23 protein-coding genes, 1 pseudogene and 2 other annotated features are annotated in these 22,929 nt (G+C 52.5%); of the genes and pseudogenes, 23 read left to right on the top strand and 1 reads right to left on the bottom strand.

Annotated features, from left to right (window positions below; genetic code table 11):
• The first annotated feature begins 15 nt into the window (after window positions 1-15).
• Window positions 16-744: a CDP-diacylglycerol--serine O-phosphatidyltransferase gene (pssA, locus tag ACE99V_RS12480; RefSeq protein WP_400491413.1), complete on the top strand. Its 729-nt coding sequence runs from the start codon at window positions 16-18 to the stop codon at window positions 742-744.
• 109 nt (window positions 745-853) lie between these two features.
• On the opposite strand, the gene ACE99V_RS12475 is transcribed toward pssA, so the two are convergent.
• Entirely contained in the window at window positions 854-1,249 is a 396-nt protein-coding gene (locus ACE99V_RS12475; protein WP_400491412.1) for a nucleoside triphosphate pyrophosphohydrolase family protein, read from the bottom strand.
• Between the two features lie 285 nt (window positions 1,250-1,534).
• On the opposite strand from ACE99V_RS12475, the gene ACE99V_RS12470 reads away from it, so the two are divergent.
• The 22 genes and pseudogenes from ACE99V_RS12470 to ACE99V_RS12365 all read left to right on the top strand — a co-directional run.
• On the top strand, window positions 1,535-2,626 hold the full coding sequence (locus tag ACE99V_RS12470) for a PIN/TRAM domain-containing protein (RefSeq protein WP_400491411.1): 1,092 nt from the start codon (window positions 1,535-1,537) through the stop codon (window positions 2,624-2,626).
• 29 nt (window positions 2,627-2,655) lie between these two features.
• Window positions 2,656-3,342 carry a 2-C-methyl-D-erythritol 4-phosphate cytidylyltransferase gene (gene ispD, locus ACE99V_RS12465; RefSeq protein WP_400491410.1) on the top strand — a complete coding sequence of 229 codons (687 nt, stop codon included), beginning with the start codon at window positions 2,656-2,658 and terminating at the stop codon, window positions 3,340-3,342.
• Between the two features lie 5 nt (window positions 3,343-3,347).
• Window positions 3,348-3,830 (top strand): 2-C-methyl-D-erythritol 2,4-cyclodiphosphate synthase, encoded by a 483-nt coding sequence (gene ispF / locus ACE99V_RS12460; RefSeq protein ID WP_400491409.1) that lies wholly within the window; start codon window positions 3,348-3,350, stop codon window positions 3,828-3,830.
• Between the two features lie 63 nt (window positions 3,831-3,893).
• On the top strand, window positions 3,894-5,360 hold the full coding sequence (gene gltX / locus ACE99V_RS12455) for a glutamate--tRNA ligase (RefSeq protein ID WP_400491408.1): 1,467 nt from the start codon (window positions 3,894-3,896) through the stop codon (window positions 5,358-5,360).
• Between the two features lie 22 nt (window positions 5,361-5,382).
• Window positions 5,383-5,638, top strand: a binding site (T-box leader).
• A gap of 56 nt (window positions 5,639-5,694) precedes the next feature.
• Complete coding sequence (cysE, locus tag ACE99V_RS12450) at window positions 5,695-6,378, top strand: serine O-acetyltransferase (RefSeq protein WP_400491424.1); 684 nt, start codon at window positions 5,695-5,697, stop codon at window positions 6,376-6,378.
• Window positions 6,359-7,765 carry a cysteine--tRNA ligase gene (gene cysS / locus ACE99V_RS12445; RefSeq protein WP_400491407.1) on the top strand — a complete coding sequence of 469 codons (1,407 nt, stop codon included), beginning with the start codon at window positions 6,359-6,361 and terminating at the stop codon, window positions 7,763-7,765. Before cysE ends, cysS begins: the two co-directional genes overlap by 20 nt.
• Before the next feature lie 20 nt (window positions 7,766-7,785).
• Window positions 7,786-8,199 (top strand): Mini-ribonuclease 3, encoded by a 414-nt coding sequence (locus ACE99V_RS12440; protein WP_400491405.1) that lies wholly within the window; start codon window positions 7,786-7,788, stop codon window positions 8,197-8,199.
• Window positions 8,192-8,947 (top strand): 23S rRNA (guanosine(2251)-2'-O)-methyltransferase RlmB, encoded by a 756-nt coding sequence (gene rlmB / locus ACE99V_RS12435; protein WP_400491403.1) that lies wholly within the window; start codon window positions 8,192-8,194, stop codon window positions 8,945-8,947. Before ACE99V_RS12440 ends, rlmB begins: the two co-directional genes overlap by 8 nt.
• A 1-nt stretch (window position 8,948) precedes the next feature.
• Window positions 8,949-9,473, top strand: a complete 525-nt coding sequence (locus tag ACE99V_RS12430; protein WP_400491402.1) for an NYN domain-containing protein — start codon at window positions 8,949-8,951, stop codon at window positions 9,471-9,473.
• 102 nt (window positions 9,474-9,575) lie between these two features.
• A complete protein-coding gene (gene sigH / locus ACE99V_RS12425) occupies window positions 9,576-10,226 on the top strand; it encodes an RNA polymerase sporulation sigma factor SigH (protein ID WP_400491401.1) in 651 nt (216 codons plus the stop codon).
• A 240-nt stretch (window positions 10,227-10,466) separates the two neighbouring features.
• Window positions 10,467-10,616 carry a 50S ribosomal protein L33 gene (gene rpmG / locus ACE99V_RS12420; RefSeq protein WP_400491400.1) on the top strand — a complete coding sequence of 50 codons (150 nt, stop codon included), beginning with the start codon at window positions 10,467-10,469 and terminating at the stop codon, window positions 10,614-10,616.
• Window positions 10,616-10,864: a preprotein translocase subunit SecE gene (gene secE, locus ACE99V_RS12415; protein WP_400491423.1), complete on the top strand. Its 249-nt coding sequence runs from the start codon at window positions 10,616-10,618 to the stop codon at window positions 10,862-10,864. Before rpmG ends, secE begins: the two co-directional genes overlap by 1 nt.
• 42 nt (window positions 10,865-10,906) lie before the next feature.
• A complete protein-coding gene (gene nusG, locus ACE99V_RS12410; protein WP_400491399.1) occupies window positions 10,907-11,443 on the top strand; it encodes a transcription termination/antitermination protein NusG in 537 nt (178 codons plus the stop codon).
• Window positions 11,444-11,624: 181 nt separating this feature from the next.
• A complete protein-coding gene (gene rplK / locus ACE99V_RS12405; protein ID WP_400491398.1) occupies window positions 11,625-12,050 on the top strand; it encodes a 50S ribosomal protein L11 in 426 nt (141 codons plus the stop codon).
• Between the two features lie 90 nt (window positions 12,051-12,140).
• Window positions 12,141-12,824: a 50S ribosomal protein L1 gene (gene rplA / locus ACE99V_RS12400; RefSeq protein ID WP_400491397.1), complete on the top strand. Its 684-nt coding sequence runs from the start codon at window positions 12,141-12,143 to the stop codon at window positions 12,822-12,824.
• A gap of 48 nt (window positions 12,825-12,872) precedes the next feature.
• Window positions 12,873-13,039, top strand: a sequence feature (ribosomal protein L10 leader region).
• Between the two features lie 25 nt (window positions 13,040-13,064).
• Window positions 13,065-13,580 carry a 50S ribosomal protein L10 gene (gene rplJ, locus ACE99V_RS12395; RefSeq protein WP_400491396.1) on the top strand — a complete coding sequence of 172 codons (516 nt, stop codon included), beginning with the start codon at window positions 13,065-13,067 and terminating at the stop codon, window positions 13,578-13,580.
• A gap of 62 nt (window positions 13,581-13,642) precedes the next feature.
• Window positions 13,643-14,008: a 50S ribosomal protein L7/L12 gene (rplL, locus tag ACE99V_RS12390; RefSeq protein WP_400491395.1), complete on the top strand. Its 366-nt coding sequence runs from the start codon at window positions 13,643-13,645 to the stop codon at window positions 14,006-14,008.
• 242 nt (window positions 14,009-14,250) lie between these two features.
• A complete protein-coding gene (locus ACE99V_RS12385; protein WP_400491394.1) occupies window positions 14,251-14,847 on the top strand; it encodes a class I SAM-dependent methyltransferase in 597 nt (198 codons plus the stop codon).
• A gap of 260 nt (window positions 14,848-15,107) precedes the next feature.
• Window positions 15,108-18,647, top strand: coding sequence for a DNA-directed RNA polymerase subunit beta (rpoB, locus tag ACE99V_RS12380; protein WP_400491393.1), 3,540 nt, complete (start codon window positions 15,108-15,110; stop codon window positions 18,645-18,647).
• Window positions 18,648-18,676: 29 nt separating this feature from the next.
• Window positions 18,677-22,303 (top strand): DNA-directed RNA polymerase subunit beta', encoded by a 3,627-nt coding sequence (rpoC, locus tag ACE99V_RS12375; protein WP_400491392.1) that lies wholly within the window; start codon window positions 18,677-18,679, stop codon window positions 22,301-22,303.
• Between the two features lie 127 nt (window positions 22,304-22,430).
• Window positions 22,431-22,685 (top strand): 50S ribosomal protein L7ae-like protein, encoded by a 255-nt coding sequence (locus ACE99V_RS12370; protein WP_400491391.1) that lies wholly within the window; start codon window positions 22,431-22,433, stop codon window positions 22,683-22,685.
• Window positions 22,686-22,806: 121 nt separating this feature from the next.
• Window positions 22,807-22,929, top strand: a pseudogene (locus ACE99V_RS12365) (30S ribosomal protein S12); the annotation flags it as partial.

Here is a 22,929-nt window from a genome sequence, read left to right as displayed (position 1 = left end):
ATCAGGAGGTAGTCTATGTTCGTGAAATCATTGCCGAACATGCTGACCGTAAGCAACTTGTTTTTGGGGATTGTAGCCATCATCCTCGCCTTTCAGGGAGATAACTACGTAGACTATGCGGCGATTACTGTCATTATCGGTATGCTGATGGACGGACTGGACGGACGCGTGGCACGCATGTTAAACGCGCAAAGCGAATTCGGCAAGGAACTGGACTCCCTGTCCGATGTGATCACCTTTGGAGTGGCGCCGGCGTTTATCATGTACGTAGTCGCGCTGCAAGATCTTCACCTGCTCGGCATTTTCATTACCGCTATCTTCCCGATTTGCGGAGCTCTTCGCTTGGCTCGCTTCAACGTACAGGCTGGTGTGCCCGGATATTTTATCGGTTTGCCGATTACAGCGGCAGGCGGTGTCTTGGCCACACTCGCGCTTTACCACCAGGTGTTCAACGTGGCTCTGTTGGCAGTCAGCATGCTGCTTCTCGCCTTCCTGATGGTGTCGAAAATCAAGTACCCCAACTTTAAAAAAGTAGGCATCCCGAAGTCGGCCTACTGGATTACGCCAGTGATCATTGCGATTGTAGTGATCGTGGCGGTAAAGTATCCGCAACAGTTTCCCAAAATTGTCTTTCTGCCGCTTGCTTTTTACGCACTCTATGGGATAAAAAAAAACATTGACTTTTTGGTTAAAAAATTAAAAAAAGGGAAGACCAATGAAGAAGAGTCCCTCCCGTTCGAATAAAAGCGAAATAACCCAAAATAAAAGCCCGCTGTTGATCATCGCAGCGGGTTTTTCTGTCTCAAATGTGCAACCTTTTGTTGGGTTTGTTCGTAATAGGAGAGGAAAGGGCCTATGACAGGTTAAAGACACCCAGGGTATTCAGACGGTCAGATTCCTTTTGAATCACATCGGCCAGTTTAATGTCCGCGATATTGCAAAGCGCGGTGATGTAAAACAGGTTTTTACCCAGTTCTGCGGTCACCACGTCCCGGCAGTGTTCACACATATGACCGGAAAAGTGGGTGTCGAGATGCTGCTTGTTTTCCTGCAGGCTTTTGCTTGGGTCATAGGATTGCTTTTTGGCGACTACTTCAACACAGCCGCATTCGGTGATCGCTTTTGTGAGAGAGCGGTTAATACGAGCTGCGGATTCTTGAACTTTGGACATGACGTCGAGAACGCTCCGGTGGCGAATGAGCAACTCTGAGACTTGGTTTTGAAAATCGTCAACGTTTCTCGTTTCCATTTGATTCACCTCTGCTCTTAGTTGAAGATATCGTCAGAATTTTTTGTGTTTGGGGATACTGCCATTATAAGAAGGGAGTCCCCCTTATGTCAAACGCGGAAAGGAGAAAAAAGCGTTCGTTGTTGACGTGAAAATCCCATTATGTTAAAATTTTTGGCTATTTGACACTCAAATTTAACTTTTGCTATAGTGGGGGGGAAAGCAGATGAAATGTACCAAACGTTTCATTCCAGACAGGGTTTTTTGTATGGGCTTCTGTCTATATTAATAAGAGGAGGTGAAGGCATGTTAAGACGCGTTAGTAAAATCTTTTTCGTTGTCGTTGGCGGCGGCCTGGGTTATCAATTCGGCCGCGACATATTTGAATTGTTCAATACGCTGCTTAACTTTGGAAACATTCCCGGACAACAATACGTTGGTGCTGTCCTGGGAGCGATTGTGTTCTATCTGTTGGCAAACTGGTTGGTCGAGTACATTGTCGCGGCTGTCAATTGGGGAGAGGAAACGCTGCTTAAGCTGCCGATCGTAGATGTCATGTTCGGGGCGATGGGGTTGATTAGTGGTCTTATTATTGCTTTTTTATTATTCCTGCCCATCAGCAACATTCCGATTCCGGTCATTGGGGATTTGTTGCCGCTAGTTGTGTCTGGATTGCTCGGATATCTGGGCTTTCAAGTGGGCTTCCGGAAGCGGGATGAAATCATGGCCGTGTTTTCCATCGGCCGCAAGGATAAGACCAAAAAGGAAAACAGCGGTATCGCAGCAAACGTCGAACATAAAATTCTGGATACCAGCGTAATCATCGACGGCCGTATTGCAGACATTTGCCGTACCGGCTTTATCGAGGGGGCGCTGGTCATACCGGGCTTCGTTCTGGAAGAGCTGCAGCACATTGCCGACTCGTCGGACGTACTGAAACGCAACCGCGGAAGACGCGGACTGGACATTCTCAACAAGATTCAAAAGGAACTGAAGGTAAAAGTGCAAATTTGGGAAGGTGACTTCGAGGACGTTGCGGAAGTGGACAGCAAGCTGATCAAGCTGGCAAAAGTTCTCAACGGAAAAGTCGTCACCAACGATTTTAACCTGAACAAAGTGTGTGAACTTCAGGGCGTTCCGGTCCTGAACATCAACGACCTGGCCAACGCGGTGAAGCCGGTTGTGCTTCCGGGTGAAGAGCTCACCGTACAGGTCATCAAGGACGGCAAGGAGTACGGACAGGGTGTTGCTTACCTGGACGACGGCACCATGATCGTTGTAGAGGGTGGTCGGGATTACATCGGACACGATGTCGACGTTCTCGTCACCAGTGTATTGCAGACCTCGGCAGGCCGGATGATTTTTGCCAAGCCGAAGCTGCTGGAAAAAGCGTTGTAACAGAGAATGTACAGGGTGAGGGTTGAGACGTGGATACAGGAGTCGTAATCGTCGCAGCGGGTTCCGGAAAGAGAATGGGGGCTGGCCGCAACAAGCTATGGCTTCCCCTGGCAGGCAAGCCCATTCTATCTCACACCGTTCATCTTTTTGCCACCCATCCGGAGATAGCGGAAGTGGTGCTGGTTGTGAGTGAGCGGGATGAAGCCGATGTGCAGGACTGGCTGCAGGAAGAACCGTTTGCGGTGAAAATCACTCGCGGCGGTGCAGAACGTCAGGACAGCGTGCGCCTGGGGCTTGCCGCTCTGTCGGATTCGTGCTCGTACGTACTTGTGCACGACGCTGCCCGACCCTTCGTAACCAAGGAACAAATCAGTGGAATCATCCGACAGGTTCGGCGTGACCAGGCAACCATCATGGCCGTACCGGTCAAGGATACCATCAAGGTTGTGGATGCGACCGGCGTAGTCGAGTCGACACCGGCACGGGAGAGCTTGTGGGCGGTTCAAACCCCACAAGCTTTTCGTCTTTCCTTGTTGCGCGAGGCACATCAGGCGGCGGTACAGTCAGGCAGATTGGGGACGGATGACGCGATGCTGGTGGAGTGGCTGGGTTACCCCGTCACCGTCATGCCAGGTCATTATGAGAACATCAAGATTACCACCCCGGACGATTTGTGGCTGGGTGAAGAGATCTTGCGCAGAAGAAAGGGAGAGTAGGGTTCATGCGAATTGGACAAGGCTTTGATGTACATCAATTGGTGGAAGGGCGCCCCTGCATCATTGGCGGCGTGACGATTCCATATGAGAAAGGACTGCTGGGCCACTCCGATGCGGATGTGCTGCTGCACGCCATCAGCGACGCTTTACTGGGTGCGATTGGCGAAGGGGATATCGGCCGCCATTTTCCCGATACGGATCCGGCCTTTAAGGATGCAGACAGCGTCAAATTGTTGGAGCGCGTCTGGGCTTTGGTAAAAGAACGAGGTTACCGCTTGGCCAATGTCGATGCCACGATCATTGCGCAAGCGCCGAAAATGGCACCGTACATTCCGCAAATGCGTGAAGTGATCGGCCGGGTGCTGGAAGCGGAAGAACCATCCCAGGTTAACGTCAAGGCGACGACCACGGAAAAGCTGGGATTCCCCGGACGGGGCGAAGGCATTGCTGCCCAGGCCGTTTGTTTGCTTGTCAAGTCGGACTGCTAGTAGTAAGATTAATCGTTAGAAACATAACAGAGCTTATTTCCATTTCAAAAGGATGGTGCTACCATGGCAAAGGAAATCCGTACTCGATACGCTCCCAGTCCGACGGGGCATTTACATATCGGCGGCGCTCGTACCGCACTTTTCAACTACCTGTTTGCCAAGCATCAAGGCGGCAAATTTATTGTCCGCATTGAAGATACGGACCAAACGCGCAATGTGGAGAACGCGGCCGAGGAGCAGATGAAAAACCTGAAGTGGCTCGGCGTTCAATGGGATGAGGGCGTTGATATCGGCGGTCCTTATGGGCCGTATCGCCAGATGGATCGCCTGGATATTTACCGCAAATACATCGATCAGCTGCTGGCGGAAGGAAAAGCGTATTACTGTTACGCCACCAAGGAAGAGCTGGATGCGGAGCGGGAAGAGCAAATCGCGCGCGGAGAAACGCCGCGTATTCTGGAAAAACACCGCAACGTAACACCGGAGCAGCGGGAACAGTTTGAAAAAGAAGGACGAGTCCCGTCCGTTCACTTCCTTGTGCCGGATGACAAGGTGTATGTGGTGAACGACCTGATTCGCGGGGAAGTCACCTTTGAATCCAAGGAGATGGGCGACTTCGTCATCTGCCGTCCGGACGGCATTCCAACGTACAACTTTGCCGTAGTAATCGACGACTATCTGATGAAGATCAGCCACGTGATCCGCGGCGAGGAGCATCTTTCCAACACGCCGCGCCAGCTTATGATTTACGAAGCGTTCGGCTGGGAACCGCCGCAGTTTGCGCATCTGGCGCTGATCCTCAATCAGGACGGCAAAAAGATGAGCAAACGCGATGAAAGCATCATTCAGTTTATCGAGCAGTATCGTGACCTCGGCTTCCTGCCGGATGCAATCGTCAACTTTCTCGTGCTGCTTGGCTGGTCACCGGGCGGAGAAGAGGAGATTTTCTCCATGGAAGATCTGGTCAAGATTTTCTCGATGGAGCGTGTCAGCAAGTCGCCAGCCGTTTTCGACTCGACAAAAATGAACTGGATGAACAACTACTACCTCAAGCGTGAACCTCTCGATACCATCACGGACTTGTGCATTCCGCACCTGCAAAAGGCAGGCTTTATTGAAGAGGAGCTGAGCGAGGAAAAGCGCGAATGGGTACGCAGCATCGTGGCCCTGTATCAGGAACAGATGTCCTACTGTGCGCAAATTGTTCCGTTGGCCGCCCTTTTCTTCCTGGAGGAAGTAGTGTACGATGAAGAGGCGAAGGCTGTATTGCAGGAGCCTCAACTGCCTGAAGTCCTGGCGTCGTTCAAAAAGCACCTGGAAGCCCACAGCGAATATAATGTGGATACCATCAAGGCTGTATTGAAGGAAGTGCAAAAAGAGACCGGCCACAAAGGAAAGGCGCTGTTTATGCCCATTCGCGTGGCGGCAACCGGTCAGGCGCACGGCCGCGACCTCGGCGAAACCCTTTACCTGCTCGGCCGCGACAAAGTGCTGGAGCGAGTGGAGCGCGTGTTGGCCAAAGGCGAGTAAACATCCATACGTGTTTTCATAGGAATAGGCGTTGAACAGGAGAAGTACGGGAGTATTCGCGTCCCCAGAGAGGATGGGCAGGTGAGAGCCATCCGGCGTGGACTTCCGGAAATGCCCCTGGGAGCTATTGGCTGAACCTGCCGTCAAGCGGACAGCAGTAAGCTGAATCGGGCCCCGCCGTTATCGGGAAATGAGCGAAATGATCTGAACGGACGGCTGGATGCTGTTGTTCACGTTCATTTAAGCAGAGTGGAACCGCGGTGTACGCCGTCTCTGCGCCTTCTGATTAAAGAGGGCGTGCGAGGCGGCTTTTTTACATGTGAATTCTCAATGTTTGTCAGGGGGTGTCACCATGTTAAAAGAGATGAAAGAAGACATACAAGCTGTTTTTGAGCGGGATCCCGCGGCGCGCAGTACACTGGAGGTTGTGTTGACCTATGCCGGCCTGCATGCCATTTGGGGACACCGCATCGCGCACAAGCTGTGGAAAGCCGGATGGCTGACATTGGCCAGGGTCGTGTCCCAACTAACGCGCTTCTTCACGGGGATTGAGATTCATCCGGGCGCTCGCATCGGCAAAGGGCTGTTTATTGACCACGGAGCGGGAGTCGTCATCGGGGAAACATGCGAAATCGGCGACAACGTCACCATTTATCAAGGGGTTACCCTCGGCGGTACGGGCAAGGAAAAAGGAAAGCGTCACCCCACTGTGGGCAACAATGTCATTATTGCAACCGGGGCAAAGGTGTTGGGCTCGTTCAAGATCGGCGACAACTCCAAAATCGGAGCCGGCGCCATCGTGCTGCAGGAAGTCCCGCCCAATTCCACCGTTGTCGGCATGAAGGCAAGGATCGTTGTACAGGACGGGAAGCGGATCACCTACGACCTGGATCACTGCAACCTACCTGACCCGATCGCTGACGCCATGCGGCACATGCAGAACGAAATTGAACAACTTCGCAAAGAATTGAACGCTTTGAAGGAGGAAAAAAAGGAAAATGAGCATTCAATTTTATAATACGCTGACACGACAGAAGGAAAATTTCGTTCCGCTTGAGCCGGGCAAGGTAAAAATGTACGTTTGCGGCCCCACCGTGTACAACTACATCCACATCGGCAACGCGCGGCCGGCCATCGTGTTTGACACGTTGCGCCGCTATCTGCAGTACCGGGGGTTCGACGTCACATTTGTACAAAATATCACCGACGTCGACGACAAGCTGATTCGAGTGGCCAATGAAGAGGGTACGACCGTAAAGGAAGTGGCCGATCGCTATACCGACGCCTACAACGAGGATTTGCAGTCCCTCAATGTCCTGCCGCCGGACATTCAGCCGCGCGTCATGCAGACCATACCAGAGATCATCGAGTTTATCGAAGGGCTCATGGAGAAAGGCTATGCGTACGAAAGGGAAGGCGACGTTTATTTCCGCACCGGCCGCTTCAACGAGTACGGCAAACTGTCCCATCAGCCTCTGGACGACCTGCAGGCGGGCGCTCGGGTCGAGGTCAGCGAAAAGAAGGAAAGTCCCATTGACTTCGCACTTTGGAAAGCGGCGAAGCCGGGCGAGATCTACTGGGATAGTCCGTGGGGCCAAGGGCGCCCGGGATGGCATATCGAATGCTCGGCGATGGCGCTGAAGTTTCTCGGCGAGTCAATCGACATCCATGCAGGGGGAACCGATCTGGTTTTCCCGCATCACGAAAACGAGATCGCGCAATCGGAATGCTTTACCGGCAAGGTGTTTGCCCGCTACTGGCTGCACAACGGCATGCTGAACATCAACAACGAAAAAATGTCCAAGTCGCTCGGCAACTTCCTCTTGACGCGCGATCTCGTAAAGCAGTACGGCGGTCAGTTGATCCGCTTTTTCATGCTGCTGGGTCACTACCGCGGGCCCATCAATTTCAGCGAGGACCTTTTGGAGCAGGCTTCAAACGGCCTGGAACGCATCACCACCGCGTATGCCAATCTGCTGCACCGCATGGAGACGGCGCGTCCCGAGGAGCCAAACGGCCTGGCCGACGAGCAGTCGAAAACCATCCGCGAGCTGCGGGAGAAGTTTATCGCGGAAATGGACGATGACCTCAACACTGCCAACGCCATTACCGTATTGTTCGACCTGGTGAAGGAAGCGAACCTCTACATGCGCAACCAAAACGTCGGGAAAGATCAGCTGATTGCCTATCGCGATCTGTTCCTGGAACTGACCGGTGTGCTGGGATTGAAGCTGGAGCAGCAGGATGAGCTTCTGGACGACGAAATCGAGGCGTTGATTGCCGAGCGGACGGAAGCGCGCAAGTTGCGCAACTTTGCCCGCGCCGACGAAATCCGCGATTTGCTTGGCGCCAAAGGCATCGTGTTGGAAGATACGCCGCAGGGCGTTCGCTGGCGTCGCAAATAAAAAAGGGGACCACTGAACATATGCAAAAGGAAGATTTGGCCCGCGATCCCAAAATGACCAACCCGCTGGTGCTCGCTTTTCTCGGTGACGCCACCTATGCCCACTGTGTGCGATATCACCTGATCGCCCGCGGCATGGTGAAACCGAACCAGCTGCACAAGGAAGCCAACCGTTATGTGTCGGCAAAAGCGCAGGCGAATATTTTGCTGACGCTCATGCCGACACTGACGGAAGAAGAGTTGGGTGTGGTGAAGCGCGGCCGCAACGCCAAGTCTGGTTCAACGGCGAAAAACGCGGACATCATCGACTATCGGCACGCCACAGCTTTTGAGGCGCTGATCGGCTACCTCTATCTGAGCGGAAGGGAAGAGCGTGTTGCGGAAATCATGCAGCAGGCCTTTGCGATTGTGGAAGGAGTAAGTGGACATGAGTGAAGAATGGATTGTCGGGAAAAACCCGGTGATAGAAGCGCTCCGCTCGGGGCGAACCATCAACAAGATCTGGATTGCCGAAGGTGTGAACAAAAACCTGATGGGCCCCGTCTTTTCGCTGGCTAAGGAACAGGGGGTTATCGTGACCGCTGCCAATCGCAAAAAGCTTGACCAGCTCAGTGGAACCGATAATCATCAGGGCGTGATTGCCTCTGTGGCCGCCTATGATTACGTTGAGGTAGAAGATATACTGGCGAGAGCAAAAGAACGCAACGAAGCGCCGTTTCTCATTTTGCTGGACGAGCTGGAGGATCCCCACAATCTCGGTTCCATTATGCGGACAGCCGACGCAGTGGGGGCTCACGGCATTGTGATTCCGAAACGGCGCTCGGTCAGCCTAACCGCAACGGTCGCCAAAGCGTCGGCGGGCGCCATCAATTACGTGCCGGTTGCGCGCGTCACCAACCTGGTTCGGACGATTGAAGAGCTGAAGGAACAGGGCGTTTGGGTGGCCGGAACGGACGCCAGCGCGAAGCAGGATTTCCGCGAAGGCGATTACAGCATGCCGATTGCCATCGTCATCGGCAGTGAAGGCAAGGGCATCAGCCGCCTGGTGCGGGAGAACTGCGACTTTCTCTACCGTTTGCCGATGGCAGGGCAAGTCACATCATTGAACGCCTCTGTGGCCGCTGCTCTCTTGATGTACGAAGTGTATCGCGCAAGGAGTCCGCTGCCGGCCAAGGTGAAATAAGATGGCAAAAAAGAAGGCAAAACAGCTGTTGATCGTCGATGGCTACAACATCATTGGGGCCTGGCCCGATTTGCGCGCGCTCAAAGACCAGGATCGCATGGACGACGCGCGCGACCTTCTTATTTCCAAGCTGGCCGATTATCAGAGTTTTTCCGGCATCAAGGTGATGATCGTCTTTGACGCTTACACCGTACCTGGCATTGGTCGACAGATGAATGATTACCAGGTGGAGATCTACTACACGGCGCAAAAAGAGACGGCGGACGAAAAAATTGAAAAACTGGTCTCGCAATTTTACGAGAAAAATCGACAAATTTATGTAGCGACGTCAGATTACACCTCCCAACGTGTCATCTTCGGCCAGGGAGCGCTGAGAAAATCAGCCCGGGAGTTGTTGCTAGACATAGAAAGCGCAGGGAAAGAAATCAAACAGCAGGTGGACAAGACGCGGGAAGACCGCTTCTCCAAGCGGATCTCGTTAGATGAAGAAATAGCGAAAATATTCGAAAAATGGCGAAGGGAATAAGTGAGACTTGGTTGACGCTTTTTTACGGGTTCATGTATAATAGCCGTATCTGTGGAAAGCCTGTGGAAAATCCGTGGAAATCAGTCGGCGGAGGGATCGTTCGTGAGTATGGACCTCAAGGAATTGAAACATTCCCAATATGAACTGATGTCCGATGAAGAAGTAGTCGACCTGGTAAGAGAGAATGATGCCGAAGCCCTTGAATACCTGATTAACAAATACAAGAACTTCGTTCGGGCCAAAGCTCGTTCCTATTTCTTGATCGGGGCAGACCGCGAAGACATCGTGCAGGAAGGCATGATTGGGCTGTACAAGTCGATTCGCGATTTTCGAGGAGACAAACTCACGTCATTCAAAGCCTTTGCCGAGCTGTGCATCACCCGTCAGATTATTACGGCGATTAAGACCGCTACTCGCCAAAAGCATATACCGCTAAACTCTTACGTTTCACTGGACAAGCCCATTTACGACGAAGATTCGGATCGCACCCTGCTTGATGTGATTTGCGGCACCAAGGTCACGGATCCCGAAGAACTTTTCATCAACCGTGAAGAGTTCGACGACATCGAAGGCAAGATGAGCGAGATCCTCAGCGATTTGGAGCGGCAGGTGCTCATGCTTTATCTGGACGGGCGTTCCTATCAGCAAATTGCCGTAGAGCTGAAGCGACACGTAAAATCCATCGACAATGCCCTGCAGCGCGTAAAGCGTAAGCTGGAACGATATCTGGAAGGAAGAGAGATTCATTTGTAAACGATGGGTCTCTTTTTAATTTTCCAACAATGTTTGAACAATGGAACAAAATGCTGTTCTCTTGTCAAGCCGTTTTGTTGACATGAAGATGCCGGTGTGATAAATTTGTTTAGGTAGCCATAGACTATGAATCTATGGTTGCTTCTTTGAAATGGTCAGGAAAAAGTAGCGGTTTTCCCGTACTATTTTACTTCATGGTATCAAGAACGCAGGTTTGAAATGAGATGGAGGTGGCAATAAATGCGAGTAAACATTACGTTAGCGTGCACCGAGTGTGGTGAGCGTAACTATATCTCCACGAAGAACAAGCGCACGACAACTGAGCGTGTGGAACTGAAAAAGTATTGCTCCCGCGACAAGAAGCACACAGTCCATCGTGAGACGAAGTAATTATGGATGCGACGAAGTCTGGGGGTGGCACTGTGGGTTTCCTAGCTAAAATCGGAGCCGGGTTTCGCCGCACTGGCGAGTTTTTCGGTGACGTCATGTCCGAACTGAAGAAAGTCCGTTGGCCGAACCGCAAAGAGCTGACCACCTATACGGTCGTCGTTCTGATTGCGGTAACGCTGCTCGCGATTTTCTTTTTCGCCATTGACTTGGGGATCTCGCGCTTGATCGATTTGATTTTAGGGAAGTAATTTGAAGCCTAGGAGGGACGGACGGGTAACGTCCTTGTGGATATGGAAAAAGCATGGTACGTGGTTCATACTTACTCAGGATATGAAAACAAGGTAAAAACCAATTTGGAAAAGCGTGTCGAGTCGATGGGCATGGAAGATAAAATCTTCCGCGTTCTTGTCCCTACTGAAGAAGAGATAGAGACAAAGGATGGCAAAAAGCGCACCGTCACGAAAAAGGTTTTTCCTGGGTATGTCCTTGTTGAGATGGTGATGACCGACGACTCTTGGTACGTGGTCCGCAACACCCCTGGGGTTACCGGCTTTGTCGGATCCACTGGCGCCGGTTCCAAACCGACCGCACTGCGTCCGGAAGAGGCGGATACGATTCTCCGTCAGATGGGATTCGAGCTTCCGAAAGTCAAAGTCGACTTCGCGCTCCGCGACATGGTCCGTGTAACGGATGGTCCGTTTACCAACCGCACTGGCGAAATCATCGAGATTCAACCAGACCGGCAAAAGGTTCGTGTTCTGGTGGATATCTTTGGTCGCGAAACACCGGTTGAACTGGATTTTACACAAGTTCAAAAATTGGATTAGGATTCATCTTGAAAAGTATCGCGCTATGTGGTACATTTCATTTTGTTTCTGGAATCCCCGTTTGGATATCTGGGGTTCCCGACTCTCACTGTCATTTAGAAAGTCTACATAGGCTTTCGGTCAATAGGTGGGAGGGGGCGCGCCCCCGCAATACCACATTTGAAGTAAGGAGGTGTCTTACGTGGCTAAGAAGGTTATCCGCGTAATTAAACTACAAATCCCGGCAGGTAAAGCGAATCCTGCACCTCCAGTAGGTCCGGCTCTCGGTCAAGCTGGTGTTAACATCATGGGTTTCTGTAAAGAGTTCAACGCTCGTACAGAAAGCGAAGTTGGAATGATCATTCCGGTTGAAATTACGGTTTATGAAGACCGTTCCTTCACCTTCATCACGAAGACTCCGCCTGCAGCTGTTCTGTTGAAAAAAGCTGCTGGTATCGAGTCTGGCTCCGGTGTACCGAACAAGACGAAGGTAGCTACCCTGAAGCGCGACAAGGTTCGCGAAATCGCGGAACTGAAGCGTCCTGACCTGAATGCGGCTGATGTAGAAGCAGCTATGCGCATGATCGAGGGTACTGCTCGTTCCATGGGTATCGTGATCGAAGACTAATGGTTGTGTTGTGAGGGGGTACAGACAATGTGCCCCTTGTTTGTGGGAGGATGAAACCGCTACGACCACATTGAAGGGAGATTTGAAAAAATGGCAAAACACGGCAAGAAGTATCAAGAAGCTGCCAAGTTGATCGATAAAAACAAAGTATACGAGGTAACGGAAGGTATCGAACTCGTGAAAAAGGCGGCTTCCGCCAAGTTCGATGAAACCGTTGAAGCAGCATTCCGTTTGGGTGTAGACCCGAAACGTGCTGACCAACAAATTCGTGGTGCTGTTGTGCTGCCGCACGGTACCGGTAAAGTTCAACGCGTTCTCGTATTCGCAAAAGGCGAGAAGGCGAAAGAAGCAGAAGCTGCAGGCGCTGACTACGTCGGCGATGCAGACATGATTGCAAAAATCCAAGGCGGCTGGTTCGATTTTGACGTCGTAGTAGCTACGCCTGACATGATGGGTGAAGTAGGTAAACTGGGTCGTGTACTCGGTCCAAAAGGCCTCATGCCAAACCCGAAAACAGGTACCGTTACGTTCGACGTGACCAAAGCCGTTAACGAAATCAAAGCGGGTAAAATCGAGTACCGCGTTGACAAAGCAGGTAACATCCACGCTCCGATCGGTAAAGTATCCTTCGATACCGAAAAGCTGGCTGAAAACCTGGCTGCATTGACCGAAGCGCTGAACCGTGCGAAACCGGCTGCAGCAAAAGGCGTGTACATGAAAAACGTATCCATCAGCTCCACGATGGGTCCTGGCGTACGCGTCGCTGTAAAATAATGACACTTGACTTCCTTTTGGGAAGTTGTTAAGATAGTGCCTGTTGATGAAAAGAATATTGTCATGCCGTAGACAGAAGGTGCGGAACTCTTGAAAAGAGTGAAGCTTAATATCCCTCCGAGGCGTGTAATGGAATTGACAAGGAAAGCGTGCTTTTCCTTTGCGATAGAACATTATGCCCTCGTATGTCTGCGAGGGCATTCTTCTTTTTTCAAGGATAGAGCACGGGAGGTGTAAACAATGGCAGAAATTCGTCCAACCGTTATTCGTGAAGAAAAAGTACAAGCGGTGAATGAAATCGCTGCGAAGCTCCGTGAAAGCCAAACCACTGTTGTGGCTGACTACCGCGGTCTGACTGTAGCGCAAGTAACTGAACTCCGCAAACAACTGCGTGAAGCAGGCGTTGAATTCGTGGTTCTGAAAAACACCCTGACTCGTCTCGCCACTGCGAAAGAGAACCTGAGTGAACTGGATCAGTACCTGACCGGTCCAAACGCAATCGCGTTCTCCAAAGACGATGTCGTCGCTCCGGCGAAAATTCTGGCTGACTTCGCGAAGAAGAACGAAAAGCTGGAAATCAAGGGCGGTGTGATCGAAGGGAAAGTTGTTGGCCCGGCTCAAATCCAAGCGCTGGCAACCCTGCCTTCCCGCGAAGGTCTCCTGTCCATGCTCCTCAGCGTACTGCAAGCTCCGATGCGCAACTTCGCGCTCGCAGTCAAGGCGGTTGCAGAGCAAAAAGAAGGCCAAGGCGCGTAATCGCCTAGCTGGGTAACGAACAGTATCATCTACTAAATTTCCTTGAATGGGAGGATATGAAAATGAGCAAAGAGCAAATCCTGGAAGCGATTAAAGGCATGTCCGTTCTCGAACTGAACGATCTGGTAAAAGCAATTGAAGAAGAATTCGGCGTAACTGCTGCTGCTCCTGTAGCTGTAGTTGCTGGCGGCGGTGCTGCTGAAGCGGTTGCTGAGCAAACTGAGTTCACTGTAAACCTGGTAAGCGGCGGCGCTTCCAAAATCAACGTAATCAAAGTTGTTCGCGAGCTGACTGGTCTTGGTCTGAAAGAAGCAAAAGACCTGGTAGACAACGCTCCGAAGACACTCAAAGAAGGCGTGTCCAAAGAAGAAGCGGAATCCCTGAAAGCAAAACTCGAAGAAGCAGGCGCAACTGTAGAAATCAAGTAAGTTTGCTTCAGAGCGGAAATATCCCCTTGCCGGTGGCAGGGGGTTTTTCTGTACATCCTAGGAACAGCCCCTTGAATAGGGTTAGGGGCCCCGCCCGGCGCAGCATGGCCCCCGCTCGGCACATACTGGGCCCCGCCCGACCCAGCGAATGCTATGATCGGGTGGGTGGAGCCTAGCGAACGCCGAGTGGGAAGAGCGATAGCTTAAGCCGGGTGGGTAATTTTCGGAAAGGTGGATGACTCTTGTCGGATCATTACTACACCAGCCGCCCCGCCGTACCGCATGACGAGCGGGAATTTACCTTTGAGCTCCGCGGGTTCCAACTGCGGTTTGTCACCGACGCCGGGGTTTTTTCCCGTGACCGGATTGATTTTGGCAGCGTGCTGTTGATCGAAACGATGGAGATTGCGAGCGACGCCGATGTTCTGGACGTGGGATGCGGATACGGGCCGATTGGACTGACGGCTGCCAGGCTGGCTGAGAGGGGACACGTCACCATGATCGATGTGAATGAACGGGCCGTTGAGCTGGCTCGCAGGAATGCTGCAGCAAACGGCATCCAAAACGTCAACATTCTCGTCAGTGACGTCTACAGCGCCGTTTCGGACAAACAATTTGACGTCATTTTGACAAACCCGCCAATTCGGGCCGGCAAAGAGATCGTCCACCGCATTTTTACAGAGGGGCATCAGCGGCTGAAAGAGGGCGGCCACTTGTGGGTGGTCATCCAGAAGAAGCAGGGAGCGCCTTCTGCTCTGAAAAAGCTGCAGGAAACGTATGCGGAAGTAGAAGAGGTAGAGCGGAGCAAAGGTTACTTCATCTTCAAAGCGCGTAAATAAGTCTTGCATTCCGAAAACAAATCCCTTGACGTAAATTTTTGGTTGTGATAGCATTATAAAATGTCAATATGGGATTATTGTCTAATTTGAAGGGTTTCCTGTTTGTCAAGCGTTTTTCTTCTTTTTTGTCAAAAAAGGAGGAATGCTGGTGTAAAAAGATGGGAATTCTTTTAAAATAGAGATTCTCTGGGTTAAAAATGGTGTTACTGGTTTAACCCATTTTTATTTTGTGTGCAAACACAACATGAGGGGTGAATGAGTTGGCAGGTAAGTTGATTCAAAGCGGCCGACACCGCCAGCGTCGTACGTATTCACGTATTAACGAGGTGCTGGGTCTTCCAAATCTCATTGAGATTCAGCAAAAATCCTACCAATGGTTCTTGGACGAAGGGCTGCGCGAAATGTTCCAAGATATTTCGCCAATTCAAGACTTTACGGGGAACCTTGTTCTTGAGTTCATCGACTACAGCTTGGGCGAACCCAAATATGATGTTGATGAATCGAAAGAGCGTGACGTTACCTATGCGGCACCTCTGCGGGTAAAAGTTCGTTTGTTAAACAAAGAGACGGGTGAAGTGAAGGAACAAGAGGTCTTCATGGGTGACTTCCCGCTCATGACGGAAACGGGAACCTTCATTATCAACGGAGCTGAGCGCGTCATCGTCAGCCAGCTTGTTCGTTCCCCAAGTGTGTACTACAACAACAAAGTAGATAAAAACGGTAAACAGACGTTTACCGCTACCGTGATTCCGAACCGCGGCGCATGGCTGGAGCTGGAAACCGATGCGAAAGACGTCATCTACGTGCGTATCGACCGTACCCGCAAAATCCCGGTAACGGTTCTTTTGCGTGCGCTTGGCTTCAGTTCTGACGTGGAGATTCTCAATCTTCTCGGTGAGGACGAGTACATTAAAAACACGCTGGAAAAAGACAACACCGACTCTACGGAAAAAGCGTTGATTGAAATCTACGAGCGTCTCCGTCCAGGGGAACCGCCGACGGTTGACAACGCGAAGAGCCTGCTTGTTTCCCGCTTCTTTGATCCGAAGCGGTACGACCTCGCTTCCGTCGGTCGATACAAAATGAACAAAAAGCTTCATATTAAAAGCCGTCTGTACAACCAACGCCTGGCTGAAACGCTGGTCGACACGACAACAGGCGAAATCATTGCCGAAGCTGGTCAAATTATTGACCGCCGGATCATGGATCGCATTTTGCCGGCACTGGAAGAGAGCGTCGGGTTCATCGACGTTCGCACCCACGGCGGCGTTCTGGAAGAAGACTCGATACGTCTTCAGTCCATCAATATCTTCTCGCCGAACGAAGACGGCAAGATTATCAAAGTCATCGGCAACGGAAATGTAGACAAATCGGTCAAACACATTACGCCGGCCGACATCGTGGCTGCGATCAACTACTTCATTAACCTGCTGCACGGCGTAGGAAACACGGACGACATCGACCATCTGGGCAACCGTCGTCTTCGTTCCGTCGGGGAACTCTTGCAGAATCAGTTCCGCATCGGTCTTTCCCGCATGGAGCGCGTGGTGCGCGAGCGTATGTCCATTCAGGATCAAAACCAGATTACGCCGCAAGCGTTGATCAACATCCGTCCGGTCATCGCGGCGATCAAGGAGTTCTTCGGAAGCTCCCAGCTCTCCCAGTTCATGGACCAAACCAACCCGCTGGCAGAGCTGACGCATAAACGCCGTCTCTCCGCACTCGGTCCGGGTGGTTTGACGCGTGAGCGCGCCGGGTTCGAAGTGCGCGACGTTCACCACTCTCACTACGGCCGCATGTGTCCGATTGAGACGCCGGAGGGTCCAAACATCGGTTTGATCAACTCTCTGTCTACCTATGCGCGCATCAACGATTACGGTTTCATTGAAACGCCTCGTCGTAAAGTGGATCCGGAGACAGGTTGCGTTTTGGACGAAATCGTCTACCTGACGGCGGACGAAGAAGACGTCTACAACGTGGCGCAGGCCAACCAGCCGCTCGACGAAGAGGGACGTTTTGTCAACGAAATGGTAATCTGCCGCCGCAAAGGCGAGATCCTGAGCGTACCGCGCGACAAGGTCGACTACATGGACGTTTCCCCAAAACAGGTTGTGTCCGTAGCGACTGCGTTGATTCCGTTCCTGGAAAACGACGACGCGAACCGCGCCCTGATGGGATCGAACATGCAGCGTCAAGCCGTTCCGCTTTTGATTCCGCAAGCGCCGTTCGTCGGTACCGGAATGGAGCACAAAGCCGCTCAAGACTCCGGCGTTGCCATCGTGGCGAAATGGCCGGGGCAGGTTGAGCGTGTAACAGCGCGTGAAATCTGGGTTCGCCGCTATAAGGAAATCGACGGCAAAAAAGTAGCCGGTGACATCGACAAATACAAGCTGCACAAATTCATTCGCTCCAACCAGGGTACCTGCATCAACCAGCGCCCGATCGTGAAAAAAGGCGACTGGGTTGAGCCGGGTGACATCATCGGGGACGGACCGTCCACCGAGAAGGGCGAATTGGCGCTGGGCCGCAACGTCATCGTAGCGTTTATGACCTGGGAAGGTTACAACTACGAAGACGCCATCCTGCTGAGCGAAAAACTGGTCAAAGATGACGTGTATACGTCTATCCACATTGAAGAATACGAGTCCGAAGCCCGCGATACGAAGCTGGGGCCGGAAGAAATCACCCGCGACATTCCAAACGTGGGCGAAGACGCGCTGAAAAACCTCGACGAACGCGGTATCGTTCGCGTTGGTGCGGAGATTCAGGACGGCGACATCCTCGTCGGTAAGGTAACGCCGAAAGGAGTAACCGAGCTGACGGCGGAAGAACGCCTCCTGCACGCGATCTTCGGAGAGAAAGCGCGTGAAGTGCGCGATACGTCCCTGCGCGTACCGCACGGCGGTTCCGGAATCGTTGTCGATGTAAAAGTATTTACCCGCGACAACGGCGACGAATTGCCGCCAGGCGTTAACCAGCTGGTACGTGTGTACATTGCGCAAAAACGGAAGATCTCTGTCGGCGACAAGATGGCGGGCCGCCACGGTAACAAAGGGGTTATCGCCCGGATCATGCCGGAAGAGGATATGCCGTTCCTGCCGGATGGTTCTCCAGTTGAAATCGTCCTCAACCCATTGGGCGTACCGTCCCGGATGAACATCGGTCAGGTATTGGAAACCCACTTGGGTATGGCGGCGAAAATGCTGGGTATCCACGTGGCAACACCGGTCTTTGACGGCGCCCGACAAGAGGACGTCTTCAAGACTCTGGAAGAAGCAGGTCTGGACCGCGACGGGAAAACCATCTTGTACGACGGTCGTACCGGTGAGCCGTTTGACCGCCGCGTGACAGTCGGTTGCGTGTACATGCTGAAGCTGGCTCACTTGGTTGACGACAAAATCCACGCTCGTTCCACTGGTCCTTACTCGCTCGTTACGCAGCAGCCGCTGGGCGGTAAAGCGCAGTTCGGCGGTCAGCGTTTCGGGGAGATGGAGGTTTGGGCACTGGAAGCTTACGGTGCAGCCTACACCTTGCAAGAGATCCTCACCGTCAAATCCGACGACGTCGTGGGCCGCGTGAAAACCTACGAAGCGATCGTCAAGGGCGAAAACGTACCGGAGCCCGGCGTTCCTGAATCGTTTAAGGTTCTGATCAAGGAACTGCAAAGCTTGGGTATGGATGTGAAGATCCTGTCTGAAGACGAGCAGGAAATCGAAATGCGCGAAATGGAAGACGAGGACGAGGGAACAGGCGAAAAGCTGAATCTCGTGCTTGAAGGTGGAAGCTTGGACGAAGAGTAAGATTCCGGTACAAAGGGAGGTAACGCCCTGTGATAGACGTTAACAATTTCGAATACATGAAGATTGGTTTGGCTTCCCCGGACAAGATCCGCTCTTGGTCTTTCGGGGAAGTGAAAAAGCCTGAAACAATCAACTACCGTACGTTGAAACCGGAAAAGGACGGGTTGTTCTGCGAGCGCATCTTCGGTCCGACCAAGGACTGGGAGTGCCATTGCGGAAAGTACAAGCGCGTTCGTTACAAAGGCGTTGTGTGCGATCGCTGCGGCGTTGAAGTGACCCGCGCCAAGGTTCGTCGTGAACGGATGGGGCACATTGAACTGGCTGCCCCCGTCTCTCACATCTGGTACTTCAAAGGCATCCCGAGCCGCATGGGACTCGTCCTTGACATGTCTCCCCGCTCGCTCGAGGAAGTCATCTACTTTGCTTCTTATGTGGTAACCGATCCGGGTGACACCCCGCTGGATAAAAAACAGCTCCTGTCTGAGAAGGAATACCGCAACTACCGTGAAAAGTACGGGTACTCCTTCCAGGCGATGATGGGGGCAGAGGCAATCAAGCGCCTGCTCGCGGAAATTGACCTGGACAAAGAAGTAGACTTTTTGAAGGAAGAGCTGAAGACGGCACAGGGCCAACGCCGCAACCGCGCCATTAAGCGCCTGGAAGTGCTCGAGGCATTCCGCAACTCCGGAAACCGTCCTGAATGGATGGTCATGGATGTTCTGCCGGTTATTCCACCGGAACTGCGTCCAATGGTTCAGCTGGACGGCGGACGCTTTGCCACGTCCGACTTGAACGACCTGTACCGACGGGTAATCAACCGTAACAATCGTCTGAAGCGCCTCCTGGAACTGGGAGCGCCGGACATTATCGTACAGAACGAAAAGCGCATGCTGCAGGAAGCAGTCGACGCTCTGATCGACAACGGACGCCGCGGCCGACCGGTTACCGGTCCGGGTAACCGCCCGCTCAAATCCTTGAGCCACATGCTGAAGGGTAAGCAAGGTCGTTTCCGTCAAAACCTGCTGGGTAAGCGTGTGGACTACTCCGGCCGTTCCGTTATCGTCGTCGGCCCCAACCTGAAAATGTATCAGTGCGGTCTGCCGAAAGAGATGGCGCTGGAACTGTTCAAGCCGTTCGTCATGAAAGAACTGGTGGCAAAAGGGCTGGCCCATAACATCAAGAGCGCCAAGCGCAAAGTGGAACGCGTTCAGCCTGAGGTATGGGACGTACTTGAAGACGTGATTCGCGAGCATCCGGTACTTCTCAACCGCGCCCCCACACTGCACCGTCTCGGTATTCAGGCGTTTGAGCCGGTTCTCGTAGAAGGCCGCGCCATCCGCCTGCACCCGCTCGTATGTACCGCGTACAATGCGGACTTTGACGGTGACCAGATGGCTGTTCACGTTCCGCTCTCGGCTGAGGCGCAAGCAGAAGCGCGCATTCTCATGCTGGCAGCGCAAAACATTTTGAACCCGAAAGACGGGAAGCCGGTCGTTACTCCGTCCCAGGACATGGTACTCGGCTCGTACTACCTCACTCTGGAACGCGAAGGCGACAGAGGCGAAGGCAGCGTTTACCGTGATCCGCACGATGCGATTGCCGCTTACCAACAAGGCTTCATCAGCCTGCATACACGGATTGCTGTCCCGACGAAAAGCTTGAATAAAACTTCCTTTACCGAAGAGCAGAAGCAGGCTTTGCTGGTAACGACCGTGGGTAAATTGATCTTCAACGAGATCTTCCCGCCGGAACTGCCGTACATCAACGTTCCGACCAAAGGAAACCTGCAAAACGGCGTGCCAAACGAGTACTTCATCTTCGAAAAAGGTACGAACGTAAAAGAATTTATTAAGAAACTGCCTGACCAGGGAGCTGTGAAGAAAGGCTTCCTCGGAACGATCATTTCCGAGTGCTTCCGTCGTTTTGGCACGATGCAAACGTCCATGATCCTCGACAAGATCAAGGAACTTGGGTTTATGTACTCGACCAAAGCAGGCATCACGATTGCCGTTGCCGACATCGTGGTTCCGGAGAAGAAAAAAGAGATTCTCGATGCGGCGGATGAAAAGGTAGCAACCGTCATGACGCAGTACCGCCGCGGTCTGATTACCGAAGACGAGCGCTATGACCGGGTCATCTCCATCTGGTCCAAGGCGAAGGACGAAGTAACCGACGTCTTGATGAAGTCCATGGATAAGTTCAACGCGATTTTCATGATGGCCAACTCCGGTGCCCGCGGTAACGTGTCACAGATTACCCAGCTGGCAGGTATGCGCGGTCTGATGGCGAACCCGTCCGGACGGATCATCGAGTTGCCGATTAAATCCAACTTCCGTGAAGGTCTGACCGTATTGGAGTACTTTATTTCCACACACGGTGCCCGTAAAGGTTTGGCCGATACCGCGCTGCGTACGGCAGATTCCGGTTACCTGACCCGCCGTCTCGTCGACGTTGCCCAGGATGTGATTGTCCGCGAAGAAGATTGCGGAACGGATAAAGGCATCCGCGTTACGGCGATCAAAGACGGAAAAGAAGAGATCGAGAAACTCTCCGACCGCCTGACCGGCCGCACCTGCTTCGAAACCGTTCGCCATCCGGAGACGGGCGAAGTGATTGTCGGCCGCAACGAGGAGATCACGGAAGAGGTAGCGGAATACATCGAAAAACTGGGCATCAAGGAAGTATACATCCGCAACGTTCTGGCTTGCCGCACCAGCCACGGTGTCTGCAAACGATGCTATGGACGCAACCTGGCGACAGGCGCCGAGGTGGAAATCGGCGAAGCGGTTGGTATTATTGCAGCTCAGTCCATCGGTGAACCGGGTACCCAGCTGACGATGCGTACGTTCCACACCGGCGGGGTTGCCGGAGACGACATTACCCAAGGTTTGCCGCGTATTCAAGAGCTGTTTGAAGCGCGCAATCCGAAGGGGCAGGCGGTCATCTCCGAAATCGACGGGGAAGTTGTAGACATTCGCGAAGGCAAAGACCGCCGAGAAATCGAAGTCCGCGGCGAAGCGGAAAACAAGGTGTACGCTGTTCCGTACGGCTCCCGCATCAAGGTGTCTGTCGGCACCAAGCTGAATGCGGGTGACGAGTTGACTGAGGGTTCCGTGGATCCGAAGGAGATGCTCAAGGTGCGCGGCATGCGCGGCGTATCCAACTACATCCTGCAAGAGGTACAAAAGGTTTACCGCATGCAGGGGGTAGAAATCAACGACAAGCACGTCGAGGTCATGATTCGCCAGATGCTCCGCAAGCTGCGCGTCATCGACAGCGGCGATACCGATCTCCTGCCGGGCTCTTACGTGGAAGTGCCGGAGTTCGAACAAGCGAACGCCAAGGTACTCATGGAAGGCAAAAATCCGGCAGTCGGCCGTCCGGTCCTGCTCGGGATTACCAAGGCGTCGCTGGAGACAGATTCCTTCCTGTCGGCAGCGTCCTTCCAGGAGACCACTCGCGTCCTGACCGATGCCGCAATCAAGGGCAAGGTAGACCGCCTGCTAGGTCTCAAGGAAAACGTCATTATCGGAAAACTTGTCCCAGCAGGGACCGGTATGGCGCGCTACCGCAACACCAAGGTACAGACCCGCGCAGAATTCGAAGCGCAAGCGAATCAAAACCAGGAAGAACGCGAAGCTGTTTCGGTAGAGTAAGAGAAGCAACCACGTGCCCGCCTTCGCGCGGGCACGTATTTTTAGATTTCGAGTTGACATCAACACGCCCAGCTGATATTATATTCAAGTGTGCCTGATACTCTGTACTTTGGAGGATATGAAACTCATGTCTTATGAAAAAGTAGAGCGGGCCAAGGAGCTGACAATCGGTGTGAAACAGACGATAAAGGCAGTGGAGAACCAACAGGTCGACACCGTGTTTATCGCTGAGGATGCCGATAAGCGTCTGACGCAAAAAGTCGCGCTCCTTTGCAAGGAGAAGGGTGTGCCAGTCATCTACGTCGATTCCATGCGCCGACTTGGCAAAGCGTGCGGAATTGAAGTGGGAGCGGCAACAGCCGCGATCAAAAAAAGTGGTTAACGATGTTTTTGTTGGCAGATCGCGCAGGCGGTTTGTCTGACAAGAACTTTCTATTTGACCCAAAAATGACTCACCTGGATCTGTGGTCTTAAACTGGATAATAAGAAGGGAGGTAACATCCATGCCTACAATGAACCAATTGGTACGTAAAGGTCGTAAAGACAAAGTCGAGAAGTCAAAATCCCCTGCTTTGCAAAAAGGGTACAACAGCTTCAAAAAGACTCAAACGAACCAAAGCTCTCCA

The sequence above is a fragment of the Brevibacillus soli genome (assembly GCF_044759095.2).
Lineage (GTDB): Bacteria > Bacillota > Bacilli > Brevibacillales > Brevibacillaceae > JBIYSM02.
This window is presented reverse-complemented; position numbering and strand designations above follow the sequence as displayed.

Bases quoted from the DNA above. Each gene is read 5' to 3' on its own strand.
- pssA (WP_400491413.1), top strand. From the start codon at position 16: ATGTTCGTGAAATCATTGCCGAACATGCTGACCGTAAGCAACTTGTTT.
- ACE99V_RS12475 (WP_400491412.1), bottom strand. From the start codon at position 1,249: ATGGAAACGAGAAACGTTGACGATTTTCAAAACCAAGTCTCAGAGTTG.
- ACE99V_RS12470 (WP_400491411.1), top strand. From the start codon at position 1,535: ATGTTAAGACGCGTTAGTAAAATCTTTTTCGTTGTCGTTGGCGGCGGC.
- ispF (WP_400491409.1), top strand. From the start codon at position 3,348: ATGCGAATTGGACAAGGCTTTGATGTACATCAATTGGTGGAAGGGCGC.
- gltX (WP_400491408.1), top strand. From the start codon at position 3,894: ATGGCAAAGGAAATCCGTACTCGATACGCTCCCAGTCCGACGGGGCAT.
- cysS (WP_400491407.1), top strand. From the start codon at position 6,359: ATGAGCATTCAATTTTATAATACGCTGACACGACAGAAGGAAAATTTC.
- ACE99V_RS12440 (WP_400491405.1), top strand. From the start codon at position 7,786: ATGCAAAAGGAAGATTTGGCCCGCGATCCCAAAATGACCAACCCGCTG.
- rlmB (WP_400491403.1), top strand. From the start codon at position 8,192: ATGAGTGAAGAATGGATTGTCGGGAAAAACCCGGTGATAGAAGCGCTC.
- ACE99V_RS12430 (WP_400491402.1), top strand. From the start codon at position 8,949: ATGGCAAAAAAGAAGGCAAAACAGCTGTTGATCGTCGATGGCTACAAC.
- rpmG (WP_400491400.1), top strand. From the start codon at position 10,467: ATGCGAGTAAACATTACGTTAGCGTGCACCGAGTGTGGTGAGCGTAAC.
- nusG (WP_400491399.1), top strand. From the start codon at position 10,907: ATGGAAAAAGCATGGTACGTGGTTCATACTTACTCAGGATATGAAAAC.
- rplA (WP_400491397.1), top strand. From the start codon at position 12,141: ATGGCAAAACACGGCAAGAAGTATCAAGAAGCTGCCAAGTTGATCGAT.
- rplJ (WP_400491396.1), top strand. From the start codon at position 13,065: ATGGCAGAAATTCGTCCAACCGTTATTCGTGAAGAAAAAGTACAAGCG.
- rplL (WP_400491395.1), top strand. From the start codon at position 13,643: ATGAGCAAAGAGCAAATCCTGGAAGCGATTAAAGGCATGTCCGTTCTC.
- ACE99V_RS12370 (WP_400491391.1), top strand. From the start codon at position 22,431: ATGTCTTATGAAAAAGTAGAGCGGGCCAAGGAGCTGACAATCGGTGTG.